Source organism: Pseudoalteromonas sp. APC 3250, assembly GCF_030407915.1.
Classification (GTDB): domain Bacteria; phylum Pseudomonadota; class Gammaproteobacteria; order Enterobacterales; family Alteromonadaceae; genus Pseudoalteromonas; species Pseudoalteromonas tetraodonis.
The window spans coordinates 257725-281519 of the sequence record NZ_JASDCM010000003.1 but is presented as its reverse complement, the minus strand read 5'-3'; the positions used below and the strand labels follow the sequence as shown (position 1 = coordinate 281519).

Below are 23795 nucleotides of genomic sequence, written 5' to 3'. Positions count from 1 at the left end.
TGCTAGAAAATGTAGACGTTATTTTGCTACGAGTTAGGTTAACTATAGTTTAATTTGCTTCGCTACGCGATTGTTTAAGTGCTTCACCTAGCTGCCCAGCAATTGCTTGGATCTCAGGCATGGCTTCTTGCACTAGAGATTGTGACATTTGCATAGATGCTTGCATCACCTGTGGCATTTTTTTCAAAATAGCTTGCCCTGACTCTGTTTTATAAAAATCGAGCATATCGCTAATCTCTTGCTCACTAAATTGCTTATCATAAAGGTTAACCATCATAGGCTGCATTTTTTGCCAGCTCATTTTGGTTTTTAGCACCTTAGTCATATCGGCATAATATTTGTCAAATATTGGCTTTTCATCTGGCTTTACCCCCATTTGCACCGACATATTTTGCATCATGCCCTCAACTTGAGAATACATAGAGTCAACCATAGCGTCCATATCCATCACCTCTACCAGCTCATCAATTTTTTGTTGCTTAGTAGTTTGCGCTGCATATAGGCTAGTTGAAAAAATAAGTAGTGATAAAAGTAATACCTTACCCATATTAATATCCTTTTTGTATTTGAATTTACGCCATACTCACATGTTCAATAAGTGTTGTAAATGGGAACAACCAAAAAAACAAAAAGCCGAATAACTACCATTATTCGGCTTTTTGTCGTTTGTTAGGGTTAATCTTTTTCGATATTATCGAGTCCTTTCGTTCCATCTTTGGCTTTTAACTTATGATGAATAGCGGTTTTAATTAGCATATAACCACTAATGGGCGCCGTGATTAATAAAAATATAGTGATTAATATTTCTTTTACGCTTAAGCCACTAGCTGAATTGGCAAAAAATACCATCGCAGCCGTGAGTATACTTGCCATCCCTAAAGTGGTTGCTTTAGTTGGCCCATGTAAACGCATAAAAAAGTCCGGCAGTTTAATTAAGCCAATAGAGCCAATTAAAATAAAGAGCCCACCTAACAACAGCAATATTGATACGATCCATTCACTTATCATTTTAATACCTTACTCAATTATATCGCCACGAAGTAAATACTTACATACTGCCACGGTACTTATAAAGCCTAACATTGCGATAAGCAAAGCGGCTTCAAAATATAAACCTGTTCCCATACTGATGCTATATAAAATAATCAATGCAATAACGTTAATATACATTGTATCGAGCGCCAAAATACGATCTGGTACTGATGGACCAATAATAAGTCGCCATAAATTTAGTAGTAATGACAATCCAACCATTGAAAAAACAATCAGTAATACTGTATCTAACATTGAAATATCTCCTTTAGGGGAGCTTCGTAGCGTGCTTTTATTTGTTTGATAAGTGCTTGCTCATCATCTAAATCCAACACGTGAATTAATAAATATCGCTGCGCTGGTTCATCATCTTCATTAAGTGACTTAATGAGAGGATAAACCTCAGCACTTACTGTACCCGGCGTTAAAGACACACAACTAGCCAAAATAGTAATTGGCATTTCATGCATTAAATCGATAGGCACTTTAACAAAACCTGGACGTAAATTTTTTGAAGGGCCCAGTATTAATAAGGCCACTTGTAAATTAGCCACAATAATATCGTAAAGCACAATAAGTAACTGCTTAAACGCCAAGCCAGGCTTTAATATGAGTGGTTGTGGATCTCTAAATGACATACTGAATAAAGGAATAAGCAGTGCTAACAATGCACCCAATATAATATGCCCTACAGACACACTGTTATTTAATAATAGCCATACTATAAATAAAAATAGACTACGAAACGGTGTGGGTAACCAACGAAAACGAGCTTCTAAGCGCATTACAGACCTCCCTTGAGTACCGCATTAATACCACCACTAATATCGTGAAGTTGTGTTGCTGTTTCAAGTGCATATTGCGTTGCCAAATCACCAAAAACAACCAACAGTATTGAGCTTGTGAGCAGGCCAACAAGTACGATAACTTGCAACGGATGTGCATTAGCAACATCAGCAGCCTCACCGCCTTTGTCTTTATGCTCCCAAAACAAACTCGTGCCTGCACGTGATATAGCAACAATTAACGCTAAGCTCATAATTAAGTAAACAGGCCAAAATACCAGTGCTTGCTCACTGTTTAAGGTGGTTTTTAAAATCCAAATTTTACCTACAAAACCTGAAAGTGGCGGCATACCTATGACGGTTAGTCCAGCGATAATAAAACACGCCCCCAACAAGAATGGTTGTTTAACTGCGCGTCCGCCAACTAATCTGTCGCCGGCTTTACCTCGCTGAGTTGCAATTAAATCAGCCAGTAAAAATAGTGCTGCAGTCACTAACGTTGAGTGCACCAAATAATACAATAGTGCAGCTGTGGCGTTTATATTTTGAAGTGCAACCAGTGCCACTAAAGTACCCACAGAAACCAGTACTAAGTTTGCGGTAAGCTTACGTAAATCTTGTGCTGCCAACACCCCGATTGCCCCAATCACTATAGTAGCAATGGCCAACGCCCATAGCCAAGACTGCGCCATATGCTCAAGTTCACCGGCTTGTTCACCAAATACCACTGTATATACGCGTAAAGTGGCGTAAACACCTACTTTGGTCATAATCGCGAATAATGCAGCAACCACGGGTGTCGCACTTGAATAGGCATTTGGGAGCCATAAATGCAGTGGTAATAGTGCACTTTTAAGGGCAAATACTACAAGCAATAGTAACCCGCCCGCTTTAGCTAAATAAACATCATCACCAGTTAACTGCGGTACTTTATTAGCCATATCAGCAATGTTTAGGGTACCCAATACCCCATATAAAATACCTAAGCCGATTAAAAATACACTTGAGCCAACCAAGTTTAAAATAACGTAATGCAGTGCTGCACGTGTTTTTGGTTTACCGCCGCCGTGCATTAATAGCGCATAAGAAGCAATTAGTAACACTTCAAAAAAGACAAAGACGTTAAATAAATCACCCGTTAAAAACGCACCATTTACCCCTAATATTAAAAAATGAACCAAGGGATGGAAAAAGCTGCCTTGCTCGTCATCGCCGGCACACCCATATAAAACCACACCAAGACCTAAAAAGGCGGTTAAAGTAACCAGTAAAGTTGAGAGCATATCTGCTACCAGTACAATACCAAACGGCGCTGACCAGTTACCGATTGCATAAACAATAATCCCGTTATCTTTAACCTGAACCAGCAGTAATACTGTAATTACAAAGGTTAAAATAGCCATTAGGCTTGAAGTTAATCGCCGTGCAAATAAACTTTTGCCACACGGTGGCAGTAGCAGAATGATTGCCGCTAGCATAGGCATTAAAACAGGCAAAGATGCTAAATGCTGAATCATTTTCTCTCCTTGCGTTTACTTCTGGTTAGGGTGCCATCAACATGATCATTCCCTAAATCTGCTCGCCCTCGTATCGATAAAATAACCACAAACGCAGTCATGGCAAATCCTATCACAATAGCTGTTAATACTAAGGCTTGTGGCAGCGGATCGGCGTAATCAGCGCCAGTTCCAAGTACCACCGCTTTATTGATAGTTAAGCGCCCTGATGAGAATAAAAACAAATTAACCGCGTAAGAAATCATTGTCAGCCCCAATACCACTGGGAATGTGCGCGCTCTCAATAATAAGAACACACCACAGGTGACTAGCACGCCAACGCAAGATGCGTATAACAGTTCCATTAAATATTTACCTCTTCTTTCTCTGCGTTCGCTGTCATATTACCTAAGCTCGCAAGGATCATTAGCGTCGCGCCAACGACGGTTAAGTACACGCCCAAGTCAAATACAATGGCGCTAGCTAGCTCTGTTTTACCAACAAACGGAATATCAAAGTAATCAAACCAGGTAGTTAAGAATGGTTTATCGAAGAACCAACTTCCGACACCCGTAAACATGGCGATAGCGATACCTGATGCAATAATTTTTCGATAGTTAACATCAAAACGTTCATTAATCCACGCAGTACCATGGGCCATATATTGTAAAATAAAGGCAATAGAGGTCACGAGACCGGCAATAAATCCACCGCCCGGTAAGTTATGACCACGTAAGAAAATATAAGCGGATACTAATAGCGCCAATGGTAATAAGCTTTGTGAAATACAAGCCAATAAAATAGGGTGACGGTCTTTAGACCATGGGCGCCCTTCACTGTCGCTTGCTGGCATATAAAGCGGAATTCTTGATAACAGTTTAAATATACCCAGTGCTGCAATCCCTAACACGGTGATTTCACCTAAGGTATCAAAGCCCCTAAAATCAACTAAAATAACGTTAACAACGTTAGTACCCCCACCGCCTGTTTTAGCATTAGCAACAAAGAATTCAGAAATTGAATTAAGAGGACGGGTCAGTAATGCATAACAAATACTAGCAATAATTACCCCCACCGTAGAGGAAATAACCACATCACGTAAAATACGCAACGAGCTTGACTCTCTTGGCGTACTTTGCGGTAAGAAAAACAGTGCCAACATTAATAATATGATGGTCGCAACTTCTACTGTAAGTTGCGTTAAGGCCAAGTCAGGCGCTGAAAAACGTGTAAACGCTACCGACACCATTAATCCCACAATCGACAGCATTAATAACGACACCATCCGAATTCGATGCCAAATAACGGTAGCAATAGCACCAATAATCAGTAGCCCTGCACCTATAGCATTTTGAATATCAACTGGGGTGTTAGGTACACTGCCAGCTAGCTGTTTCATTTCAAATAATGGCCAACCTGAGGCAAGTAATACAACACCTAACATAATAAATACATAGCGTTGTAATGAGCCATTTTCTGTTGATTGGATTTTGTTTTGACACCAATTAACCACAACCGCTAAAAAACGCTCGAAGATTTTTTTAGCGTTAAAAGGAGGTAACGACGCCTGAAACTGAAACAAGTACTTACGATTAACGTAAATAAATAAACCACCAATCACCGCCATACCACTCATAAGTAGAGGTAAATTGAAACCGTGCCAAATAGTTAGCTTGTACTCAGGCATAGCTTGGCCAAGTACGGCCAATGAAGCAGCCGATAAAATACCATCTACTGCAAAGTGCGGAAAAATACCCACTAAAATACATAGCACCACTAAAATTTCGATAGGCACACGCATATAACGTGGCGCCTCATGAGGGGTGCGTGGTAAGTCTATCGGTTCACCATTAAAGAACACGTCATGAATAAAGCGAGATGAGTACGCTACCGACAGCGCACCTGCAACGGTTGCCAGCACAGGAATTAACCACGACATAGAGCCAAGTACTTGCTGATGCAGTGTTTCAGCAAAAAACATTTCTTTAGATAAGAAACCATTTAATAGCGGTACACCCGCCATAGCGGCAGCGGCCACCATCGCCAATGTGGCCGTATAAGGTAAGTAGCGCCACATGCCATTGAGTTTGCGCATATCACGCGTGCCGGTTTCATGATCAATAATACCCGTGGCCATAAATAACGACGCTTTAAACGTAGCATGGTTAATAATATGAAAAATAGCGGCTACGGTTGCAAGTTGTGTGTCTAGGCCGAGTAATAGAGTAATTAGGCCTAAATGACTAATTGTTGAATAGGCTAATAAGCCTTTTAAATCATGTTTGAATAGCGCGATGTAAGCGCCAAATAAAAGTGTAGTTAAACCCGTCAAACCGACTAATAAAAACCAAGTGTCGGTACCCGCCAGTGCTGGATAAAAACGCGCAAGTAAAAAGATACCCGCTTTTACCATAGTGGCAGAGTGTAAATAGGCACTAACCGGTGTAGGTGCTGCCATGGCATGGGGTAACCAAAAATGAAACGGAAATTGTGCAGACTTGGTAAAGGCGCCTAGTAATACTAGCACCAGCGCTAATTCGTATAAATCATGTGATTGAATAATCGCTTTGCTAGCTAAAATAGTGTCTAGGTTGTAGCTTCCAACAATATCACCTAGCAGCATTAAGCCGCCCAGTAATGCTAAACCACCCGCACCGGTTACCGCCAGTGCCATACGCGCCCCCTTGCGCGCCTCTGATTTATGCCACCAGTAACTAATCAACAAGAACGAGCTAATACTGGTTAGCTCCCAAAATACCCATAACTGAATCACATTGTTTGACATAACAATGCCCAGCATGGCGGTCATAAATAACATTAAGTAACTAAATAGCTTTGGCAGTGAATCGTTTTGACTTAGGTAATAACGGGCATACAAAATAACCAGCAGCCCTATTCCTAAAATCATAAATAAAAACAGTAAACTCAAACCATCTAAGCGTAAGGAAATATCCAGCCCTAAAGCAGGTATCCACTGCGCGCTAAAACGAATGGTTTCTCCCGCGAGAACCGCAGGCGCATGATAAAGTGTAATTGCAAGCGCGGCTAAAGGCGCAATAGCCGTTAGGCTCGTTGCCTGATTTCGAGAAAGTTTGCCGGTGCATGCAGAAATAACACTGCCTAATAAGGATAACAGGGGTATCCAGAGCAAAGTCATAATGAAGGGCCTTTTTGAATCATAAAGTTTATCAATTCGCTACTTGTTATTATTAAATACCAAAGTGACTTGGGTATACGTTTTATATCTGTTTTTTAACAACATTAATACGTACAGTTATACTGATAAACACGGTTTTTGTCTATAGAAAGCGCTTCTAGCGGGGCAATAATCAAACAAAAAAGTCTATAAATTAATGAACTGGGATAAAACCGGCTCAGCTTTTAAGCAGTTTTAATAGGCTCATATAATCATTGGTTAAACAACCTAAAAGCACTCTATTTAATGATTAAAAGCGCGGGAATAAATCTGCATGTTGCTCTATATGAGTTTGCCACAAAGCCCGATATTGCTCTGAAAGTCCAACCTGTTGATATTGCATAATAGACCACTGTGCGCTTGGCTTATAAGCAACACCTCCTTGCTGACAGCTTTTGCTTTTGTGCCATCCTTTTGGCGCATCAGTGTTATGAGCAATAAACAAGTTAGGGGCAACCAACCCCTCAAGCTGACAAAGCCAAGCTTGTTTTTTTGCTGGTAAAGCGTATTCATCTTCAAAACCATTAAAGTGCATTAATTCATGTAAAAAGACTGTATAATTAGCCTGCGAGTTAATATGCATTAAGCCCTGATGCACATTGGCAGTACCTTGCTTGGGCATCATAATCGCAAAATCGAATCCTTTAGGAAGCCGCTGCTTAAGTGATGACTGTTGCCAATCGCACTGCGCAAGCGTTGCTTTAGTGCTGTTACAAGCAATTGCATTACCAACATATATAGGCTTTGAAAAACAAAATGCATTACTACTAGGCTCTGGGTGTTGTGCGTATTTTTTCACAAAGTGGTTGAGCCTATATAAACCATCACGGTGATCGCTCAGCATTAGCACATTAAATGTGCATTGCTTTTGTATCTCAATTTGCTCGCTCGCTACCAAAAACCCTAATTTATTCATAAAGGAGTGGTTTAATGCATCGAAGGGAGCATGCTGCTGTAACTGTAAATGATAAAAGGCATCCCCTTTAGGTAACTTATTGTGAGCTTTTAATAACGCTAAATCTTGCCAACGCTGTTGAGCAAGCAATGAAGCTGCGAGATGTTTTTGTTGTTTAATTGTTATCTCATCGAGGCTTGCTTGCCAAAAGAGCTTGGCGGTTTCAGTTTGATTATTGGCTATTAATGATAACCCATATCCGTATTGTGCATGGGCTATTTTATTGCGTGCTAAGGTGGCTAATGAGGTCGGGGGGAGTTGTAAAATATGAGATGCAAAGTAACTAGGGAATTGCCAATAACTATCAATCACATTGGCTTTGGCGTGCAATACTTGCCAAAAGCCAATGCTATTTTGTTTATTACTGGAGCCACTAATTAAGCTAGTGCACAGTAATAAAATGCTTAATTTAAAAAAATTAGCCCGCGCTTTCACTTGCCATCAACTCAAGCTCTAAACGTGCATATTTATATTCTATAAATTCATGAACGTTCGTGGCCAGCGCCAACTTAAAGTAATCTGTTGCAATTGAAAGCTCACCTGCGGCTTGGTGCTGTTTAGCTAAGTAAAAATAAGCTTCACATAAACGTTGAGCATATTCTTGTTGTGAACTTACACCATCGGCTATCCCTGAAAAAAATGCTTTTTCACTCATATCACCTACATACAAGGCAATAAGCTGGTACGCCCATTCATTTTCATCAAGGGCCGCCGCATTAGCTTTTAACGAAGCGAGTGCCTGAGTTTTATCTTGTGCGGCCTGCGCTAAATAAAGCCACAGCACACGATAAGGGTCATTAGGAGAGCGCTCCAAAAACGTTTTAAAGTCATCCTTTGCAAGCGTGGCTCTATCACCATAGTACAAAGCAATACCACGATTTAAATACGCATATTCATGTTCTTGGTCTAACTCTATGGCTGAATCAAAATACTCGTATGCTTTTTCGTATTGCTGCATCAAGGTATGTTGAATCCCCAAAAAATTATACACTTCAGCCAAGTCGGGCTTAAGCTTAACCGCTCGATTAAAATCAATTCGCGATAAAGTGGTCATGCCTAAGCTATCAAACAGCACACCACGGTCATAATAGAGCTTTGCTTGTTGCTCTGTACTTAAGTCTGCTCTATTTAATAGCTCTGAAAAACGAGCAATGGCAATTTCATTTCTAAAGTCTGATGCAAGTGGCGCAGTAAATGGCACATTAATAATAGCAGCGGGTTTAGTAGTAGCCTGACAAGCGCTTAAAGACAAAATAGCAAAAGATGCCAAGGCTAAATGTTTAAGTCTCATTAAAATCCTTAATACCGAGGTAAGTAGCAAATAGATAAGACATAAGCTGTCTTGTAAGGTTCATTCTTGTTATATGTTACTTAACGTCTTGAACATAATAGGTTGCTAACATTAAAGCATAAAAAAAGGGGCTAAACAGCCCCTTTTTATACTATCCAGTAATTATCTGGATGAAAGATTAGCAATTACGCGTCTTTAGACTCGTCAGCTGCAGGTGCTGCTGATTCCATTGCTTCTTTAATACTTAGACGTACACGGCCTTGGCGGTCTACTTCTAGTACTTTAACTTTAACTTCTTGACCTTCACTAAGGTGATCAGCAACGTTGTTAACACGCTCTGTGCTGATTTGTGAGATATGCACTAGGCCATCTTTACCAGGAAGAATATTTACAAACGCACCGAAGTCAACGATACGTACAACTTTACCTTCGTAGATAGTACCAACTTCAAGCTCAGCAGTTAATTGCTCAATACGGCTAATTGCATTTGCTGCACTTTCACCGTCTGTAGCAGCAATTTTGATTGTGCCATCATCACCGATTTCAATCGTAGTACCTGTTTCTTCAGTAAGTTGACGAATAGTTGCGCCACCTTTACCGATTACTTCAGCAATTTTCTTCTGTGGGATTTGCATCGTGTAAATACGCGGAGCAAACATAGATAACTCTTCAGAAGGTGCAGAAATCGCTTCGTCCATCACACCTAGAATGTGTAAACGAGCTGCTTTCGCTTGCTTAAGCGCGATTTGCATGATTTCTTGCGTGATACCTTCAATCTTGATATCCATTTGTAGTGCAGTGATACCGTTAGTTGTACCCGCTACTTTAAAGTCCATGTCACCTAAGTGATCTTCATCACCTAAGATATCTGAAAGTACTACAAAGTTTTCTTCTTCTTTAACTAGGCCCATCGCGATACCCGCAACAGAGGCTTTAATTGGTACACCCGCGTTCATAAGCGCTAGAGACGTACCACAAACCGATGCCATTGAAGATGAACCATTTGATTCAGTGATTTCAGATACAACACGAATTGAGTAAGGGAACTCAGTTAATGTTGGCATTACAGCTTGGATACCACGCTTAGCTAGGTTACCGTGGCCGATTTCACGACGCTTAGGAGAACCTACAAAACCCGTTTCACCTACACAGAATGGAGGGAAGTTGTAGTTAAGCATAAAGTGGTTTTTGTGCGTGCCAGTTAAATCATCGATTAACTGTGAGTCACGTTCTGTACCAAGTGTTGCTGTTACTAATGCTTGCGTTTCACCACGTGTAAAGATTGCAGAACCGTGAGTACGTGGAAGTACGCCAGTCATTACATCTAGTGCACGGATCATATCTGGTTCACGACCATCGATACGTTTTTCGCCAGCAGCGATACGGCCACGAACGATTTTCTTCTCAAGTGAACCGAATACTTTACCTACTTCTTGCTTATCAAGCGTTTCGCCTTCAGCAAGTTCGCTAGTAAGCGCTTCAACTACGGCATCTTTTGCTGCAGTTAATGCTTCTTTACGCGCTACTTTATCAGTAATACGGTAAGCTTCGCCTACTTTATCAGCAGCAAGTGTTGCTACTTTCTCTTCTAATGCAACGTTTTTCTCAGGTGCAGTCCAATCCCAAGTAGGCTTGCCTGCTTCTGCTTTAAATTCGTTGATTGCCTTGATGATAGACTGTGATTGCTCATGGCCGTATACAACTGCGCCTAGCATTACGTCTTCAGCAAGTACGTCTGCTTCTGATTCAACCATAAGTACGGCGTTATCAGTACCAGCAACAACTAAATCAAGTTGGCTTTCTTCAAGCTCTTTTAGTGTTGGGTTAAGTACGTATTCACCGTTGATGTAACCAACACGTGATGCACCAATTGGACCGCTGAACGGAATACCAGAGATAGCAAGTGCTGCTGATGTACCAATCATCGCAACCATATCAGGTTGGATTTCAGGGTTTACAGAAACAACCGTCGCGATAACTTGTACTTCGTTTACGAAACCATTTGGAAAAAGTGGACGAATTGGACGGTCAATAAGACGTGCAATAAGCGTTTCGCCATCGTTAGGACGACCTTCACGCTTAAGGAAACCACCTGGGATACGACCTGCAGCGTACATACGCTCTTGGTAGTTAACTGTTAGTGGGAAAAAGTCTTGGCCTGGTTGAGCTTCACGCTTACCAACAACCGTTACGAGTACTGACGTGTCGCCAATGCTTGCTAGTACTGCGCCGTCTGCTTGACGAGCGATAGCACCTGTTTCTAGCGTCACTGTGTGTTGACCTAGTTGAAATTCTTTTATAATTGCTTGCACTTAAAATATTCCTTAAATGTATTTTTAGTATTAATTAAGTTTTCATCAAAGTACCAATTACAGTACATAATTGTATTCAGTTGGAAATCAATTAAGTACTACAATTGGCAATGATGTAAATAACCGTAGATAAACCTTTTTATCTACGCGCCATAGTATATAACAAAGTCAGGTAAAATTGCGAGCTTAGCACCGAGATAAAATAGTGCTTGCAGCAATGTCAAAAACATTCGCTTTGTGAAAGATAATAGTATGGCTTTTATTCGATATTTCAAGGGGTTTACTAAGAAGTACTGGGGAAGACGAGAAAATTTAAGCACAAAAAAAGGAGCTAAAAAGCTCCCCTTTTGATAATCAAGTTCTTAGCGACGTAGGCCAAGCTCTTTGATTAACGCAGTGTAACGCGAGATATCTTTACCTTTAAGGTAATCAAGCAGTTTACGGCGAGTGCTTACTTTACGAAGCAGACCACGACGTGAGTGGAAGTCATGCTTGTGATCAGCAAAGTGACCTTGAAGCTTGTTGATATCAAAAGTAAGTAATGCTACTTGTACTTCAGGTGAACCAGTGTCGCCTTCAGCGCGTGCGAATTTAGCAATGATATCGATTTTTTCTTGATTGCTTAGTGACATAATAACTCCAAAAGTTAAATTTAATAGGTGCTTTAGCCGATCACTAATTCAGCCAAAACGATTAAGCGGGCGTATTCTACCAATTATCAGCATAACTACAAGTTAAACTTTACTCTGGTTGCTGATTAGACAAGCCACGTTTTGATTTTAGATGGCCATCAGGATTACGTTCACCAGTACCAATAAAGATTCCGTCAGCCAGAACTTTTATTGCACCTTCAGGTAATTCTTTACCTAGCACCACAGCTTGACCATGGCTAAATGCTATTCCCTGCTCTTTAGTAATTTCCACAACAGGTAAATCAACTAACGCGGTATCCATTGGCAATAATAGTTCGTCAAGGTAAGTAGAAGGCGCAACGTCTTGTTCTTTCGCTTGATTTAATAACGTTTCTAACTGCTCAAGTGTGACCATTTTATCTGCTGGGTAATGCCCTACAGCACTACGATGCAGCATAATCACATGCGCGCCGCAGCCAAGGTTTTCACCTAAGTCATCAACGATAGTACGAATATATGTGCCTTTAGATACATGGGCAGTCATTTGTATTTCGTTGGCTTGCTCATCAAACTCATCAAGCGTTAAGCTAAATACGTTAATTTTTCGACATTTGCGAGGAACTTCTATGCCTTCACGCGCATATTTATATAAAGGCTTGCCTTCATATTTAAGCGCTGAGTACATTGATGGGTATTGATCTGACTCACCTAAAAATTTAGCAATTTCCTGTGTAAGCAGTTCAGCAGTAACATTAACATCACGCGTTTCGACCACTTCACCATCAGAGTCTGACGTGGTAGTACGCTCACCCAGTTTTGCTCGCACAACATAGGTTTTATCTGTATCGAGTAAAAACTGGGTAAACTTAGTGGCTTCACCAAAACAAATAGGCAGCATACCGGTCGCAAGCGGATCGAGCGCACCAGTGTGCCCCGCTTTTTGAGCAAAATAAATACCTTTCGCTTGCTGCAGTGCTTTGTTTGATGAAATACCTTCTGGTTTGTTTAACAACAAAATACCATCAACTGGACGGCCTTTACTGCGTCTTGCCATTAGTCTTTAGTGCCTTCTTCGCTATCTGTTTCATCATCAACATGCTTAGCATTATCTTCACGAATGATAGAGTCCACTAAGTTAGAGATTCGCATCCCTTCCATTAATGAATTATCAACCACAAATTTAAGCTCAGGCATGATTCGCGCACGAATACGTTTACCTAGCAACGAACGGATATAGCCCGTTGCTTCGTTCAGTACTTTGGCACTTTGTTTGGCTGCATTTTCATCTTCGGTGTTAAACACAGTAATGAAAACTTTGGCATAAGATAAATCGCGCGATACTTCTACCGCAGACACTGTCACCATGCCCAAGCGTGGATCTTTAATTTCGCGTTGTAAAATCACCGCAATTTCTTTTTGAATTTGCTGAGCAACACGATCAGTGCGAGAAAATTCTCTCATTTCACTTTCCTAAAATTATAACTTATTGAAAAATAATAATAAGCTAACTAAATAATGGATACACAAATGGGGGCTGAGCCCCCATTTAAAATCTTAGCATAGGTTATGTTGGGCTATCGAGGTACAACCTTGAATGTCCAACACCACCTAATAACAATTAAAGAGTACGTTGTACTTCAACTGTTTCAAATACTTCGATTTGGTCACCAACGCGAACATCATTGTAGTTCTTAACGCCGATACCACATTCCATGCCGTTACGAACATCAGCAACGTCATCTTTAAAGCGACGTAATGACTCAAGCTCGCCTTCGTAAATAACCACGTTATCACGAAGTACACGAATTGGTGCGCTACGCTTGATAGTACCTTCAGTAACCATACAACCGGCAATTGCACCAATTTTTGGAGACTTAAATACGTCACGTACTTCAGCAAGACCAATGATCTCTTGTTTAAACTCAGGAGCAAGCATACCAGACATGGCTTGCTTAACTTCTTCGATTAGCGCGTAGATTACGCTGTAGTAACGAAGATCTAGGTTTTCAGAGTCAATCACTTTACGCGCTGATGCATCAGCACGAACGTTAAAGCCAACCACAATCGCGTTAGACGCTGCCGCAAGAGTTGCATCAGTTTCAGTGATACCACCAACACCAGAACCAACAATCTTCACTTTTACTTCATCAGTAGAAAGCTTAGTTAGTGAGTCTGAAATTGCTTCGATTGAACCTTGAACGTCTGCTTTAAGTACCACGTTAACTTCAGATACGTCGCCTTCAGTCATGTTAGTAAACATGTTTTCAAGCTTCGCTTTTTGTTGACGCGCTAGTTTAACATCGCGGAATTTACCTTGACGGTAAAGTGCAACTTCACGTGCTTTACGCTCATCTTTAACTACAGTTGCTTCATCACCGGCAGCTGGAATACCAGACAGACCTAAAATCTCAACTGGGATAGAAGGACCGGCAGACTTAATGTCTTTACCGTTTTCATCGCGCATTGCACGAACACGGCCGTATTCAAGACCACATAATACAATGTCACCTTGATTAAGCGTACCTGACTGAACAAGAATAGACGCAACAGGACCACGGCCTTTATCAAGACGTGATTCAATAACAACACCTGCAGCCATACCTTCGGTCGGCGCATTTAACTCTAAAAGCTCAGATTGCATTAATACAGCTTCTAGCAGGTCATCAATACCTAAACCAGTTTTTGCTGAAATGTGCACGTACTGTGTATCGCCGCCCCACTCTTCTGGGATAACGTCTAGCTGAGCTAGTTCGTTTTTAACGCGATCTGGATCTGCGCCTTCTTTATCCATTTTGTTAACAGCAATAATTAAAGGAACGCCAGCTGCGCGAGCATGCTGTACCGCTTCTTTAGTTTGTGGCATTACGCCATCATCGGCTGCAACCACTAGGATTACGATATCAGTTGCTTTTGCACCACGAGCACGCATTGATGTAAATGCGGCGTGACCCGGAGTATCTAAGAAAGTGATCATGTTGCCGTTAGTTTCAACGTGGTATGCACCAATGTGCTGTGTAATACCACCGGCTTCGCCTGATGCAACTTTAGCTGAACGAATGTAATCAAGCGTCGATGTTTTACCGTGGTCAACGTGACCCATAACAGTTACTACTGGCGCACGTGGCTCTGACTTACCATCCTCATGGCGGTCATTAAGTACGGTTTGCTCTAATTCGTTTTCTTTAACGATGATAACTTTATGGCCCATTTCTTCTGCTACAAGTTGCGCAGTTTCTTGGTCAATAACTTGGTTAATAGTAACCATGTCACCCATTTTCATCATAGTTTTTACAACTTCAGCACCTTTAACCGCCATGCGTGATGCAAGCTCAGCAACTGTAATTGTTTCACTAATACGCACTTCGTTTTTAACATCAGCCGTTGGTTTTTGGAAACCGTGCTGTAATGACGCTGGCGCTTTTAGCTTACCTTTTTTACCTTTAGACGCTGCAAATTTATCTTTTGCTGGCGCTTTTTTCTTTTTCTTCGCACGGCGAGAGCCTTGCTCTTCGCGAGCATCAGCTACATCTTCTGCTTCACGTGCGTACGTTGAAGTCGTAAGGTGGTGATCCGCGGTTTCTTCGCGTTTCTTACGTTCTTCTTCTTCTTTCTTCCAGCGTGCTGAGTTCTCTTCAGCTAGCTTTCTTGCCTCTTCTGCTTGACGTTTCGCTTCTTCTTCAGCTTTCTTCAATGCGGCCTCTTCTGCTTCTTTTTGCAGACGCTCAGCTTCGATGCGATCTTTCTCAGACTTAGCACTTTGCTCAGGGGTCATCTGCTGTTGTTTCGCTTTACGCTCAGCATCTGCTTTGCGTTTAGCTTCTTCTTTGGCTTTACGATCAGCGTCTTCTTTTGCTTTACGTTCTGCCTCTTGTTTTGCCTTTAATTCAGCAGCGGCTTGTTCAGCTTTTTGCTGCTCTTCAAGACGTGCTTTTTCTTCAGCGGCTAGACGTTGCTGTTCTTGTTCTTGCTCAACAGCACTTTTTTTCACATAAGTGCGTGTTTTACGAACTTCAACTTGCACAGCTTTTGCTTTACCCGTAGAGCCCGTCACACTTAATGTGCTTTTGCTCTTACGTTGCAATGTCATGCGAGCAGGGCCTTCAGAGCCCGTGCCACCATGTTGCTTGCTTAGGTGATCAAGTAACGTCGCTTTTTCAGCTTCAGTTACATTATCGCCTGCTTGTTTAGTAATACCGGCTTGTGAAAACTGCTGTAGTAATTTATCAACAGTTGTACCTATATCACCGGCTAGTTTTTCAACATTTACTTCTGCCATAGTCTCTAATACCTCCGTTAATAAATTACTCGTCTGCAAACCAACAAATATTACGTGCAGCCATAATTAGCTCGCCCGCTTTCTCTGAAGATAGCTCTGTAATATCTACAAGCTCATCAATGCCTTGCTCAGCTAAGTCTTCAAGTGTTACTACACCCTTACTTGCCATAACAAATGCTAAATGACGCTCTAAGCCTTCAAGCGCAAGTAAGTCTTCAGCAGGCTCAGCGCCTTCTAAGCTTTCTTCCGTTTTAAGGGCTTTCGTTGTTAATGCATCTTTTGCACGTGAACGTAATACGTCCACTGTTTCTTCATCTAAGCCGTCGATTTCTAAAAACTCTGAAGCCGGAACATAAGCAACTTCTTCAAGTGTTGAGAAACCTTCGTTGATAAGTAATGATGCAAATTCGTCATCAATATCTAAGTTTTCAGTAAATAAGTTAATTAACTTATCTGACTCAGCTTCGTTCTTAGCGCGCATTTCATCGACGGTCATTACGTTTAATTCCCAGCCAGTTAACTGGCTTGCTAAACGTACGTTTTGACCATTACGACCAATAGCTTGTGCTAAGTTATCAGCTTCAACAGCAATATCCATTGAGTGCGTATCTTCATCCATTACGATTGAAGCCACTTCTGCTGGTGCCATTGCGTTAATAACAAACTGTGCTGGGTTGTCATCGTAAAGTACGATATCAACACGCTCACCGCCAAGTTCTGACGATACCGCTTGAACACGTGCGCCACGCATACCAACACACGCACCAACAGGGTCAATACGCTTATCGTTAGATTTTACCGCGATTTTAGCGCGTGAACCTGGATCACGTGCTGCAGCGCGTAATTCAATCATTTCTTCGCCAATTTCTGGCACCTCAATGCGGAATAATTCCATCAGCATTTCTGGTTTAGAACGGGTTACAAATAATTGTGCACCGCGTGCTTCAGGCTTCACTTCATATAAAAGACCGCGGATACGATCACCCGGGCGGAAGTTTTCACGTGGCAGCATGTCGTCACGATAAATAACCGCTTCTGCGTTGTTACCTAAATCAAGTACGATTGCATCACGGGTTGCTTTTTTAACAACACCCGTTACCAGCTCGCCTTCTTGATCTTTATATGCTTCAACGACTAAGGCGCGCTCTGCTTCACGTACTTTTTGTACGATCACTTGCTTAGCCATCTGTGTTGTTATGCGGTCAAATTTAATTGATTCAATCTGCTCTTCTACGTAGTCGCCCATTTTCAAGTCAGGTTCTTCAACTTGAGCAGCTTCTAACGTGATTTCGCTGTATGGATTCTCTAAAGAACCATCTTCTAAAACTTCAGCTATTTGCCAGCGACGGAAGGTATCGTAATCGCCGGTTTTACGGTCAATTGCAACACGTACATCAATTTCACCATCATGCTTTTTCTTTGTCGCTGTCGCTAATGCGAACTCTAGAGCTTCAAAAATCTTTTCTTTTGGAACCGCTTTCTCATTGGAAACGGCTTCAGCAACCAATAATATTTCTTTTGCCATGGGTAATGCCTCGCTTGCCCTATTCCTTCGCACTCGAATTAAAACTTTGCGATTATGTTCGCACGTTCAATGTTACTAAGCATGATTAAATGCTCCGCACCATCGCTAGATAGTGTGATCATATCGCTGCTAACTGCTATTAAGTCGCCTTTAAAATTACGGCGACCATCTTGTGGAAGCTTAGTACGCACGCGTACTTCCTCTCCTTGCGCCTGCTCGTAGTGATCTTGTTTGAATAATGGACGATCAACACCAGGAGACGACACTTCCAAATCGTATTCGTTTGTAATTGGGTCTTCGACGTCTAAAATCGCACTAATTTGACGACTTGCATCGGCGCAGTTGTCAACTGAAATCCCATCCTCATGAGCAATGTATACTCTTAAGGTAGAATGGCGACCCGCTTGTACAAACTCAAGCCCATGTAATTCAAAGCCTAACATTTCTACCGCAGGCGTTAACATGGTTACTAAATCTTGTTCAAGTTTTGTCACGAAAATCCTCCATACAAACAAAAAAAGGGCTTATAGCCCTAAAATACTGAGTTTAAATTTTGATTTAATCGATAAACATTAAATCAAACGGTGCAGATACAACAACGCCCCGAACCAAGCGGGGCGTCACACCAAAAAACGCAAAACTGTGTGGCCTAGGGCCAAGCTTGGTTGCGAGTCAGTACCCTGACCAAATTAAACTTCATTAGCTTAAACGCAAAACGCGCATTACTTAGAATGCGCGATATAAAGTAGTAAGTATAAACCTACTATTAAGATTGGTTGCGGGAGCCGGATTTGAACCAACGACCTTCGGGTTATGAGCCCGACGAGCTACCAGACTGCTCCATCCCGCGCCAATAGATAAAAAGTTAATAACTTAATATCGCTGTTAGTAAATTTTATAACCTACTAAACAATGGCCGCTATTATAAAGATGTACACCTAAATTAGCAACCACAATAAGTAATAAGTTGATAAAAAAAGCAATGCTGTTTATTGCTTTGCTCTATGATTAAAACGACATGTAGAAATCGATCGCTTTTTAAAATACAGCGTATAAAAATAATTTTGGCTCATTATGAAAAAATTCAAAACCTTAAAACTAATTTTAGGTGACCAGCTAAACCCCGCTCATTCTTGGTTTAAAGATAAATCCGATGACACGGTGTTTGTTATTGCCGAGCTCATGCAAGAAGCGCAGTACGTAAAACATCACGTGCAAAAAATATCAGCCTTTTTTAAAGCCATGGAAAACTTCGCTAACGCCTTAAAAGATGCTGGCTTTAACGTGTTGCATTTAACGTTAGATGACACCAAAGACGATGATGACCTACCCGCTCTTTTAACTCGATTAGCTAAGCAGCATAAATGCACCTCAATTGAATATCAATACCCAGATGAGTACCGTTTAAAAACACAACTGCACGACTTTGCCACTAACAGCGAATTAGCTGTGACTGCCTGTGACAGCGAGCATTTTTTATTAGCATTTAACGATATAGACAAACGCTTTAAAAAAGATAAACACGTCACTATGGAGCATTTTTATCGGGCAATGCGAAAGCAGTTTGATATTTTAATGGACGATGACAAACCTCATGGCGGTCAATGGAATTTTGATGCGAATAACCGTAATAAGTTTTCAAAAAGCGATTTAGCCGATATCCCCAAACCCAAATTATTTAAAAATGATGTTAGCACCATCATTGAGCGTTTAGATAAACATAAAATAAAATACTTTGGGCAAATAGAAACCCAATTAAGCTGGCCAACGACCCGTAAACAAGCAATAAGCGCACTTGATCACTTTTGTGCACATTTACTCCCCCGCTTTGGTCAATTTCAAGATGCGATGACAGATCAATGCCCTGATAAAGATACCTTTTATCACAGCCGGTTATCATTTGCGTTAAATGCCAAAATTTTACACCCTCGCTATGTTATCGACCGTGTGGTCAAAGAATACCAACAACGCCAAGATGAAATATCTATTTCTCAGATTGAAGGCTTTATTCGTCAAGTACTGGGTTGGCGCGAATATGTGCGTGGCGTGTATTGGAAAAACATGCCCGATTACGCTAACAAAAACCAGCTTAATGCAACCCGTGCACTGCCACGTTATTTTTGGAATGGTAAAACAAAAATGAACTGCTTAAGCCACTCATTAACACAAAGCTTAGACAGCGCGTATGCCCATCATATTCAACGTTTAATGGTAATAGGTAATTTTTGTTTACTAACCGCTATTAACCCTGATGAAGTGGATGAATGGTATTTGGGTGTTTATATCGATGCTATTGAATGGGTAGAAATGCCTAACGCACGAGGGATGAGCCAATTTGCTGACGATGGCATCATTGCTACCAAGCCTTATGCGGCTAGCGGCAACTATATAAATAAAATGAGCGACTACTGTAAAAGCTGCCAATATAAGGTGAAAGAAAAAGTAGGAAAAGACGCTTGCCCGTTAAATAGCCTCTATTGGCAATTTATGCAAACACACCGAGAGCGGCTTGAAAAAAATCCACGGATAGGCATGGTTTATCGCAATTGGGATAAACAAGATGAATCATTGCGCCAAGAAACCTTAGAGCAAGCTAACAACTATTTAAATAATATTGAAAAGCTTTAAATATAAATGCCGTCAATTGACGGCAGCATTCTTGATAGTTAATATTAAAGTACCAAAATAGGTAATATTGTTAATTAAATGTTTAATTTATTTGTCATGTCAGTGTAATGAGCTTATTTTTTAATAGCACCTCTTACTCCAGACTATGATGAGAATAAAATGAAAAAACAATTAATGGCAGCGACACTTTTATTGCTCGGTACAAGCCAAGCTCAAGCTTTTAGTCAAGAAACTCACAAACGTATTGTTCTTGATGCCGTAAATTATATGCAGCAGCACCCAACGAGTACTGAATATGCAGCCCTTCGTCAGTACGCCGAACAAAACAATCTGACAATCTCTGAATTAGCCGAGCTGCTTGGACAAGCTGCTTATGATGTAGATGACTTTGAAGACACTTTTTTCTGTGGTGCTATTACAGGTTCATGTGTTCAAGCGCCAGTATGGGGAGCAGCGCAAAGTATAGTTAAATATACAAGCTATTGGCATTTTCAAAATCATACCCAAGGTGCAGACCAACATGGAAACGATTTTGGTGGTTATAATTATGAAAAGCTCACCGTTTGGGGCACTATTGATAATCTTGCATCTGCTTGGCTTAAAGGTGACTATCTTGATGATGGTAAAGGGGGAGAAACAGGTTGGTTCAATGCCGACTCTTCAAAATATAACAGTTATGGTGTAACAGAATCTCACTACAGAATCGATAGCAACTCAACCTATTCTATGTACGATGACTTTGAAGAAATGCCATTTCAACCTATCGATAATTTAGGGCAATATTGGTATCAAAGTTACTTACAGAGCGGCAATCCGCAAGTATTAGGGTTTGTGTTCCATACTACTGATTTATTACAGCCTCACCACACGTGGACCACATCAGATCTAAATCATTCTAGTTGGGAAAGTTGGGTAAACGATTACTATGACCAAGAGCAGCTCAACGATTTATCACTCGTTACTCAAGCAATGCAAACGTTCTCGCCTTTAGATAAAAATAGCCAAGATGTTCGCCCATTATTAACTCAAGGCGGTTCATTTTCTTATGCACAAGGTGGGATTGTACTCAACTCAGAAGATCATTTTGATCGCCTTAATATAGCTAAGCAGGTCGTGCCCCATGCAATAGCAATGGTGGTGCACTTATTAAACCACGCCATGGTTGCTCGCTAATGAAAAAAATGGCTATTTTAGTGATTACATTACTAGGTGTGTTTTACCACTCCCTAGTAATGGCATCCTTTACACAATACAGCAGTGATGAAATTAACTTTATGCATCGTGCTTATTTAAAGCACAACCCTGATATTACAATCAATGAAGTTAGAACTCGTCTGTATGAGAATCAGTTTTTATTACAACAAGCTGCGCTAAAAACCCCTGCGATAATAAAACGACAATCTGCCGTTGGTTTTAGTACTCAATACCATGTTGAACGTTACTTAAAAAATCTGTTCGATTCACAATTAGCTATAAGCGCACAGTCAAGCCCGATAAAGCTTAAAACTTATGATAACCAATGGCTTAAACACACATTAGGGCCCTACCCTAAAAATGGCCAGTATGTGCAAAGCGCCATCAAAAAAATGCAGCAGTTTGATTTAACCCCTCTTTTGTATAACGCTATTAATTTATATGAATTTGTCGATTCACTATCAATGCAGGTACGCTTTAAACTCCACAAAGGAGATAGTGAACTTTTCAAAAGTGAATTAATAAAAAAACGGCAATTCAATATAGCGTTTTCAAAAGCCAAACCGATTTTGGCAAAACAGAATATTGATATTGAACATCTGTATGAAATAGCTAAAGGAGATATTCTGCGCCCCTCCATTCAAAGCTGGCTAGGCATAAATACAATGATGCATATGCAAAGCCCCGTTCTTGAAAAACTAGAGAAACAAGTAAATAAAAACGAAATTAAAGCGTTTTATCAAGCCAATAAATCGCAGTTTAAATTTTTAAGCCACGTAAAAGCCCATGGAGCTCAATTTGCTCATCGAGCCAATGCTGTAAGTTTTCGCACGTTGGCCGGTAACAAAACGCTAAAACAAGCATTAGTAATATCAGGAAAACAAGATATATATGCTCAATACAACAGTGAATTAAACCGTAAAAACAAAAGTAGCTGGGTTGTACAACTTGCGTTCACAACTAAAGAAAACACTATTTCTCCTATTATACGTACACCCAGTGGTGAATGGGTGGTGATACACAGTTATGAGCATCAGTTTGAGTACTTTTCGCCAGAAGATGAAACCGTTCGATACCAAGCAACAAAGGCCATCGCAAAACAAAAAGCGGTACAACAGTATGAGGATACTTGGCTCAAGTGGCAAAATAAGACAGGAGTAATTTTATGAGCAAAAAAGTTTTCGTTTCTGTTGTTGTAGCTTGTGTTGGTATGTACGCACTTTTTACTCAATATACTAGTAAACCAACGATAAAGAATATTGATTCCCTTAACCAAGCTAAAAGTGTTAAGCAAATAACGTCACTTGAGCTGACTACTGCTGACATGACCCAAGAGCTGAAAAGCACGCAATTAAACACGGTTACAACTAACAATACGAGCCCTCAGCCTTTGCCACCAATAACCTCTCCTGCCTATTTACCCAACATAGTAAAAAATACTCAGCCAGTTGCTCAGTACAGCGGTGATTTAAATAATCACCAGGCATATCAAGATTTCCACCTGGAACAGCAAAGACAGCTAGAGCAACGTTTTATTATTGCTGCACAAGCCAAAATATTAAAACTTGAAGAATTACTGGCTAAAGGCCGACAAAAAAAGCTTTCACAAGAAGAACTGCAAGTTGCGATAGATAAAATTAACGCTTTAAAACAAATGCAAATAAACTTAAAAGACTAACAACGCAAAAAGCCGCCAAATGGCGGCTTTTCACAGGGAAAATACGTGTGCTAGCTTAACTATTTGCTTTCTAGCATATTGCCTGAGCCAATCTCGATTTTACGTGGCTTAAGGGCTTCTGGGATCTCACGTTCAAGGTCGATGCTTAGTAAGCCATTGGCTAAGTCTGCACCAAGTACTTTAACGTGGTCGCCTAACTGGAACTTACGCTCAAAGTTACGCTCGGCAATCCCTTGATGAATAAATTTGCGCTCATCATTTTGCTCTTTACCTGCTTTAGTGCCTGATACAACCAAAGTGTTGTTTTCAGATTGCAAGCTTAACTCGTCTTCACTAAATCCAGCGACTGCCATAGTGATACGGTACTTGTCTTTATCAAGCGCTTCGATGTTATAAGGAGGAAAACTTGGCTGCTTATCAGTTCGTGCAGCGGCATCCATTAATGATGCTAAATGATCGAAACCAATGAATGAACGGTATAGGGGTGATAAATCTACTGTACGCATAATAATATCCTCATATTTAAGCGATATATTGCTGCTACTTTTCGTTTGAACAAGTAACGGCAAAAGTTAATTAATAATATAATTTTCAAATAGTTCTGATTTACTGAAGACCCATCAGGCGTCCTCAGATAACTATTTATGGGCGGGCAATTTTATTTCAAGATTTTTTTATAAAATATTTTTATTTTTTTACAGGCCCTAAAAAAAGCGAACGCAATAATCGTTTTTTTGCACTGTAATAAAAAATGAAATTAGTTACACTAGGGTTAACTAATTTGAGGAGAGCGTT

General features: G+C 40.6%; 21 protein-coding genes and 1 tRNA gene. 4 read left to right on the top strand and 18 right to left on the bottom strand.

Features of this window, described 5'->3' with window-relative positions; genetic code table 11:
• Positions 1 to 49: 49 nt before the first annotated feature.
• The 17 genes from QL986_RS05185 to QL986_RS05105 form a co-directional block, all read right to left on the bottom strand.
• Complete coding sequence (locus QL986_RS05185) at positions 50 to 547, bottom strand: DUF2059 domain-containing protein (protein WP_013464547.1); 498 nt, start codon at positions 545 to 547, stop codon at positions 50 to 52.
• A 128-nt stretch (positions 548 to 675) separates the two neighbouring features.
• Positions 676 to 1008, bottom strand: a complete 333-nt coding sequence (locus tag QL986_RS05180; protein WP_013464546.1) for a Na+/H+ antiporter subunit G — start codon at positions 1006 to 1008, stop codon at positions 676 to 678.
• A 9-nt stretch (positions 1009 to 1017) separates the two neighbouring features.
• Positions 1018 to 1287 carry a K+/H+ antiporter subunit F gene (locus QL986_RS05175; protein ID WP_008114565.1) on the bottom strand — a complete coding sequence of 90 codons (270 nt, stop codon included), beginning with the start codon at positions 1285 to 1287 and terminating at the stop codon, positions 1018 to 1020.
• On the bottom strand, positions 1281 to 1817 hold the full coding sequence (locus tag QL986_RS05170; RefSeq protein WP_016899457.1) for a Na+/H+ antiporter subunit E: 537 nt from the start codon (positions 1815 to 1817) through the stop codon (positions 1281 to 1283). Before QL986_RS05170 ends, QL986_RS05175 begins: the two co-directional genes overlap by 7 nt.
• On the bottom strand, positions 1817 to 3334 hold the full coding sequence (locus tag QL986_RS05165; protein WP_024602786.1) for a monovalent cation/H+ antiporter subunit D: 1518 nt from the start codon (positions 3332 to 3334) through the stop codon (positions 1817 to 1819). Before QL986_RS05165 ends, QL986_RS05170 begins: the two co-directional genes overlap by 1 nt.
• The gene (locus QL986_RS05160; RefSeq protein ID WP_013464542.1) at positions 3331 to 3678 is read right to left on the bottom strand and encodes a Na+/H+ antiporter subunit C; all 348 of its coding nucleotides are present in this window, start codon (positions 3676 to 3678) and stop codon (positions 3331 to 3333) included. The genes QL986_RS05165 and QL986_RS05160 overlap by 4 nt, the downstream gene beginning before the upstream one ends.
• Entirely contained in the window at positions 3678 to 6470 is a 2793-nt protein-coding gene (locus QL986_RS05155) for a monovalent cation/H+ antiporter subunit A (protein WP_028835352.1), read from the bottom strand. Before QL986_RS05155 ends, QL986_RS05160 begins: the two co-directional genes overlap by 1 nt.
• A gap of 289 nt (positions 6471 to 6759) precedes the next feature.
• Positions 6760 to 7899 carry a hypothetical protein gene (locus QL986_RS05150; RefSeq protein WP_290191287.1) on the bottom strand — a complete coding sequence of 380 codons (1140 nt, stop codon included), beginning with the start codon at positions 7897 to 7899 and terminating at the stop codon, positions 6760 to 6762.
• Entirely contained in the window at positions 7883 to 8755 is an 873-nt protein-coding gene (gene nlpI / locus QL986_RS05145) for a lipoprotein NlpI (protein ID WP_013464539.1), read from the bottom strand. The genes QL986_RS05150 and nlpI overlap by 17 nt, the downstream gene beginning before the upstream one ends.
• 185 nt (positions 8756 to 8940) lie before the next feature.
• A complete protein-coding gene (gene pnp, locus QL986_RS05140; RefSeq protein WP_013464538.1) occupies positions 8941 to 11067 on the bottom strand; it encodes a polyribonucleotide nucleotidyltransferase in 2127 nt (708 codons plus the stop codon).
• Between the two features lie 362 nt (positions 11068 to 11429).
• Positions 11430 to 11699, bottom strand: coding sequence for a 30S ribosomal protein S15 (gene rpsO / locus QL986_RS05135; RefSeq protein WP_006793376.1), 270 nt, complete (start codon positions 11697 to 11699; stop codon positions 11430 to 11432).
• Between the two features lie 109 nt (positions 11700 to 11808).
• Complete coding sequence (truB, locus tag QL986_RS05130; protein ID WP_013464537.1) at positions 11809 to 12753, bottom strand: tRNA pseudouridine(55) synthase TruB; 945 nt, start codon at positions 12751 to 12753, stop codon at positions 11809 to 11811.
• Positions 12753 to 13160: a 30S ribosome-binding factor RbfA gene (rbfA, locus tag QL986_RS05125; RefSeq protein WP_008467148.1), complete on the bottom strand. Its 408-nt coding sequence runs from the start codon at positions 13158 to 13160 to the stop codon at positions 12753 to 12755. The genes truB and rbfA overlap by 1 nt, the downstream gene beginning before the upstream one ends.
• Positions 13161 to 13317: 157 nt before the next feature.
• On the bottom strand, positions 13318 to 15975 hold the full coding sequence (infB, locus tag QL986_RS05120; protein ID WP_013464536.1) for a translation initiation factor IF-2: 2658 nt from the start codon (positions 15973 to 15975) through the stop codon (positions 13318 to 13320).
• Between the two features lie 25 nt (positions 15976 to 16000).
• Positions 16001 to 17500, bottom strand: a complete 1500-nt coding sequence (nusA, locus tag QL986_RS05115; RefSeq protein WP_013464535.1) for a transcription termination factor NusA — start codon at positions 17498 to 17500, stop codon at positions 16001 to 16003.
• A gap of 38 nt (positions 17501 to 17538) precedes the next feature.
• A complete protein-coding gene (rimP, locus tag QL986_RS05110) occupies positions 17539 to 17994 on the bottom strand; it encodes a ribosome maturation factor RimP (RefSeq protein WP_008114543.1) in 456 nt (151 codons plus the stop codon).
• Positions 17995 to 18273: 279 nt separating this feature from the next.
• A tRNA-Met gene (locus tag QL986_RS05105) sits at positions 18274 to 18350 on the bottom strand.
• Positions 18351 to 18574: 224 nt separating this feature from the next.
• Here QL986_RS05105 and QL986_RS05100 point away from each other — a divergent pair.
• From QL986_RS05100 to QL986_RS05085, 4 genes are all read left to right on the top strand, one after another.
• On the top strand, positions 18575 to 20128 hold the full coding sequence (locus QL986_RS05100; RefSeq protein ID WP_290191286.1) for a cryptochrome/photolyase family protein: 1554 nt from the start codon (positions 18575 to 18577) through the stop codon (positions 20126 to 20128).
• 159 nt (positions 20129 to 20287) lie between these two features.
• Positions 20288 to 21301, top strand: coding sequence for a phospholipase (locus QL986_RS05095; RefSeq protein WP_290191285.1), 1014 nt, complete (start codon positions 20288 to 20290; stop codon positions 21299 to 21301).
• Entirely contained in the window at positions 21301 to 22491 is a 1191-nt protein-coding gene (locus QL986_RS05090) for a peptidylprolyl isomerase (RefSeq protein ID WP_290191284.1), read from the top strand. Before QL986_RS05095 ends, QL986_RS05090 begins: the two co-directional genes overlap by 1 nt.
• Positions 22488 to 23000 carry a hypothetical protein gene (locus tag QL986_RS05085; RefSeq protein ID WP_290191283.1) on the top strand — a complete coding sequence of 171 codons (513 nt, stop codon included), beginning with the start codon at positions 22488 to 22490 and terminating at the stop codon, positions 22998 to 23000. The genes QL986_RS05090 and QL986_RS05085 overlap by 4 nt, the downstream gene beginning before the upstream one ends.
• Positions 23001 to 23059: 59 nt before the next feature.
• On the opposite strand, the gene QL986_RS05080 is transcribed toward QL986_RS05085, so the two are convergent.
• Positions 23060 to 23506 carry an Hsp20 family protein gene (locus QL986_RS05080; RefSeq protein WP_016899448.1) on the bottom strand — a complete coding sequence of 149 codons (447 nt, stop codon included), beginning with the start codon at positions 23504 to 23506 and terminating at the stop codon, positions 23060 to 23062.
• Positions 23507 to 23795: the final 289 nt, after the last annotated feature.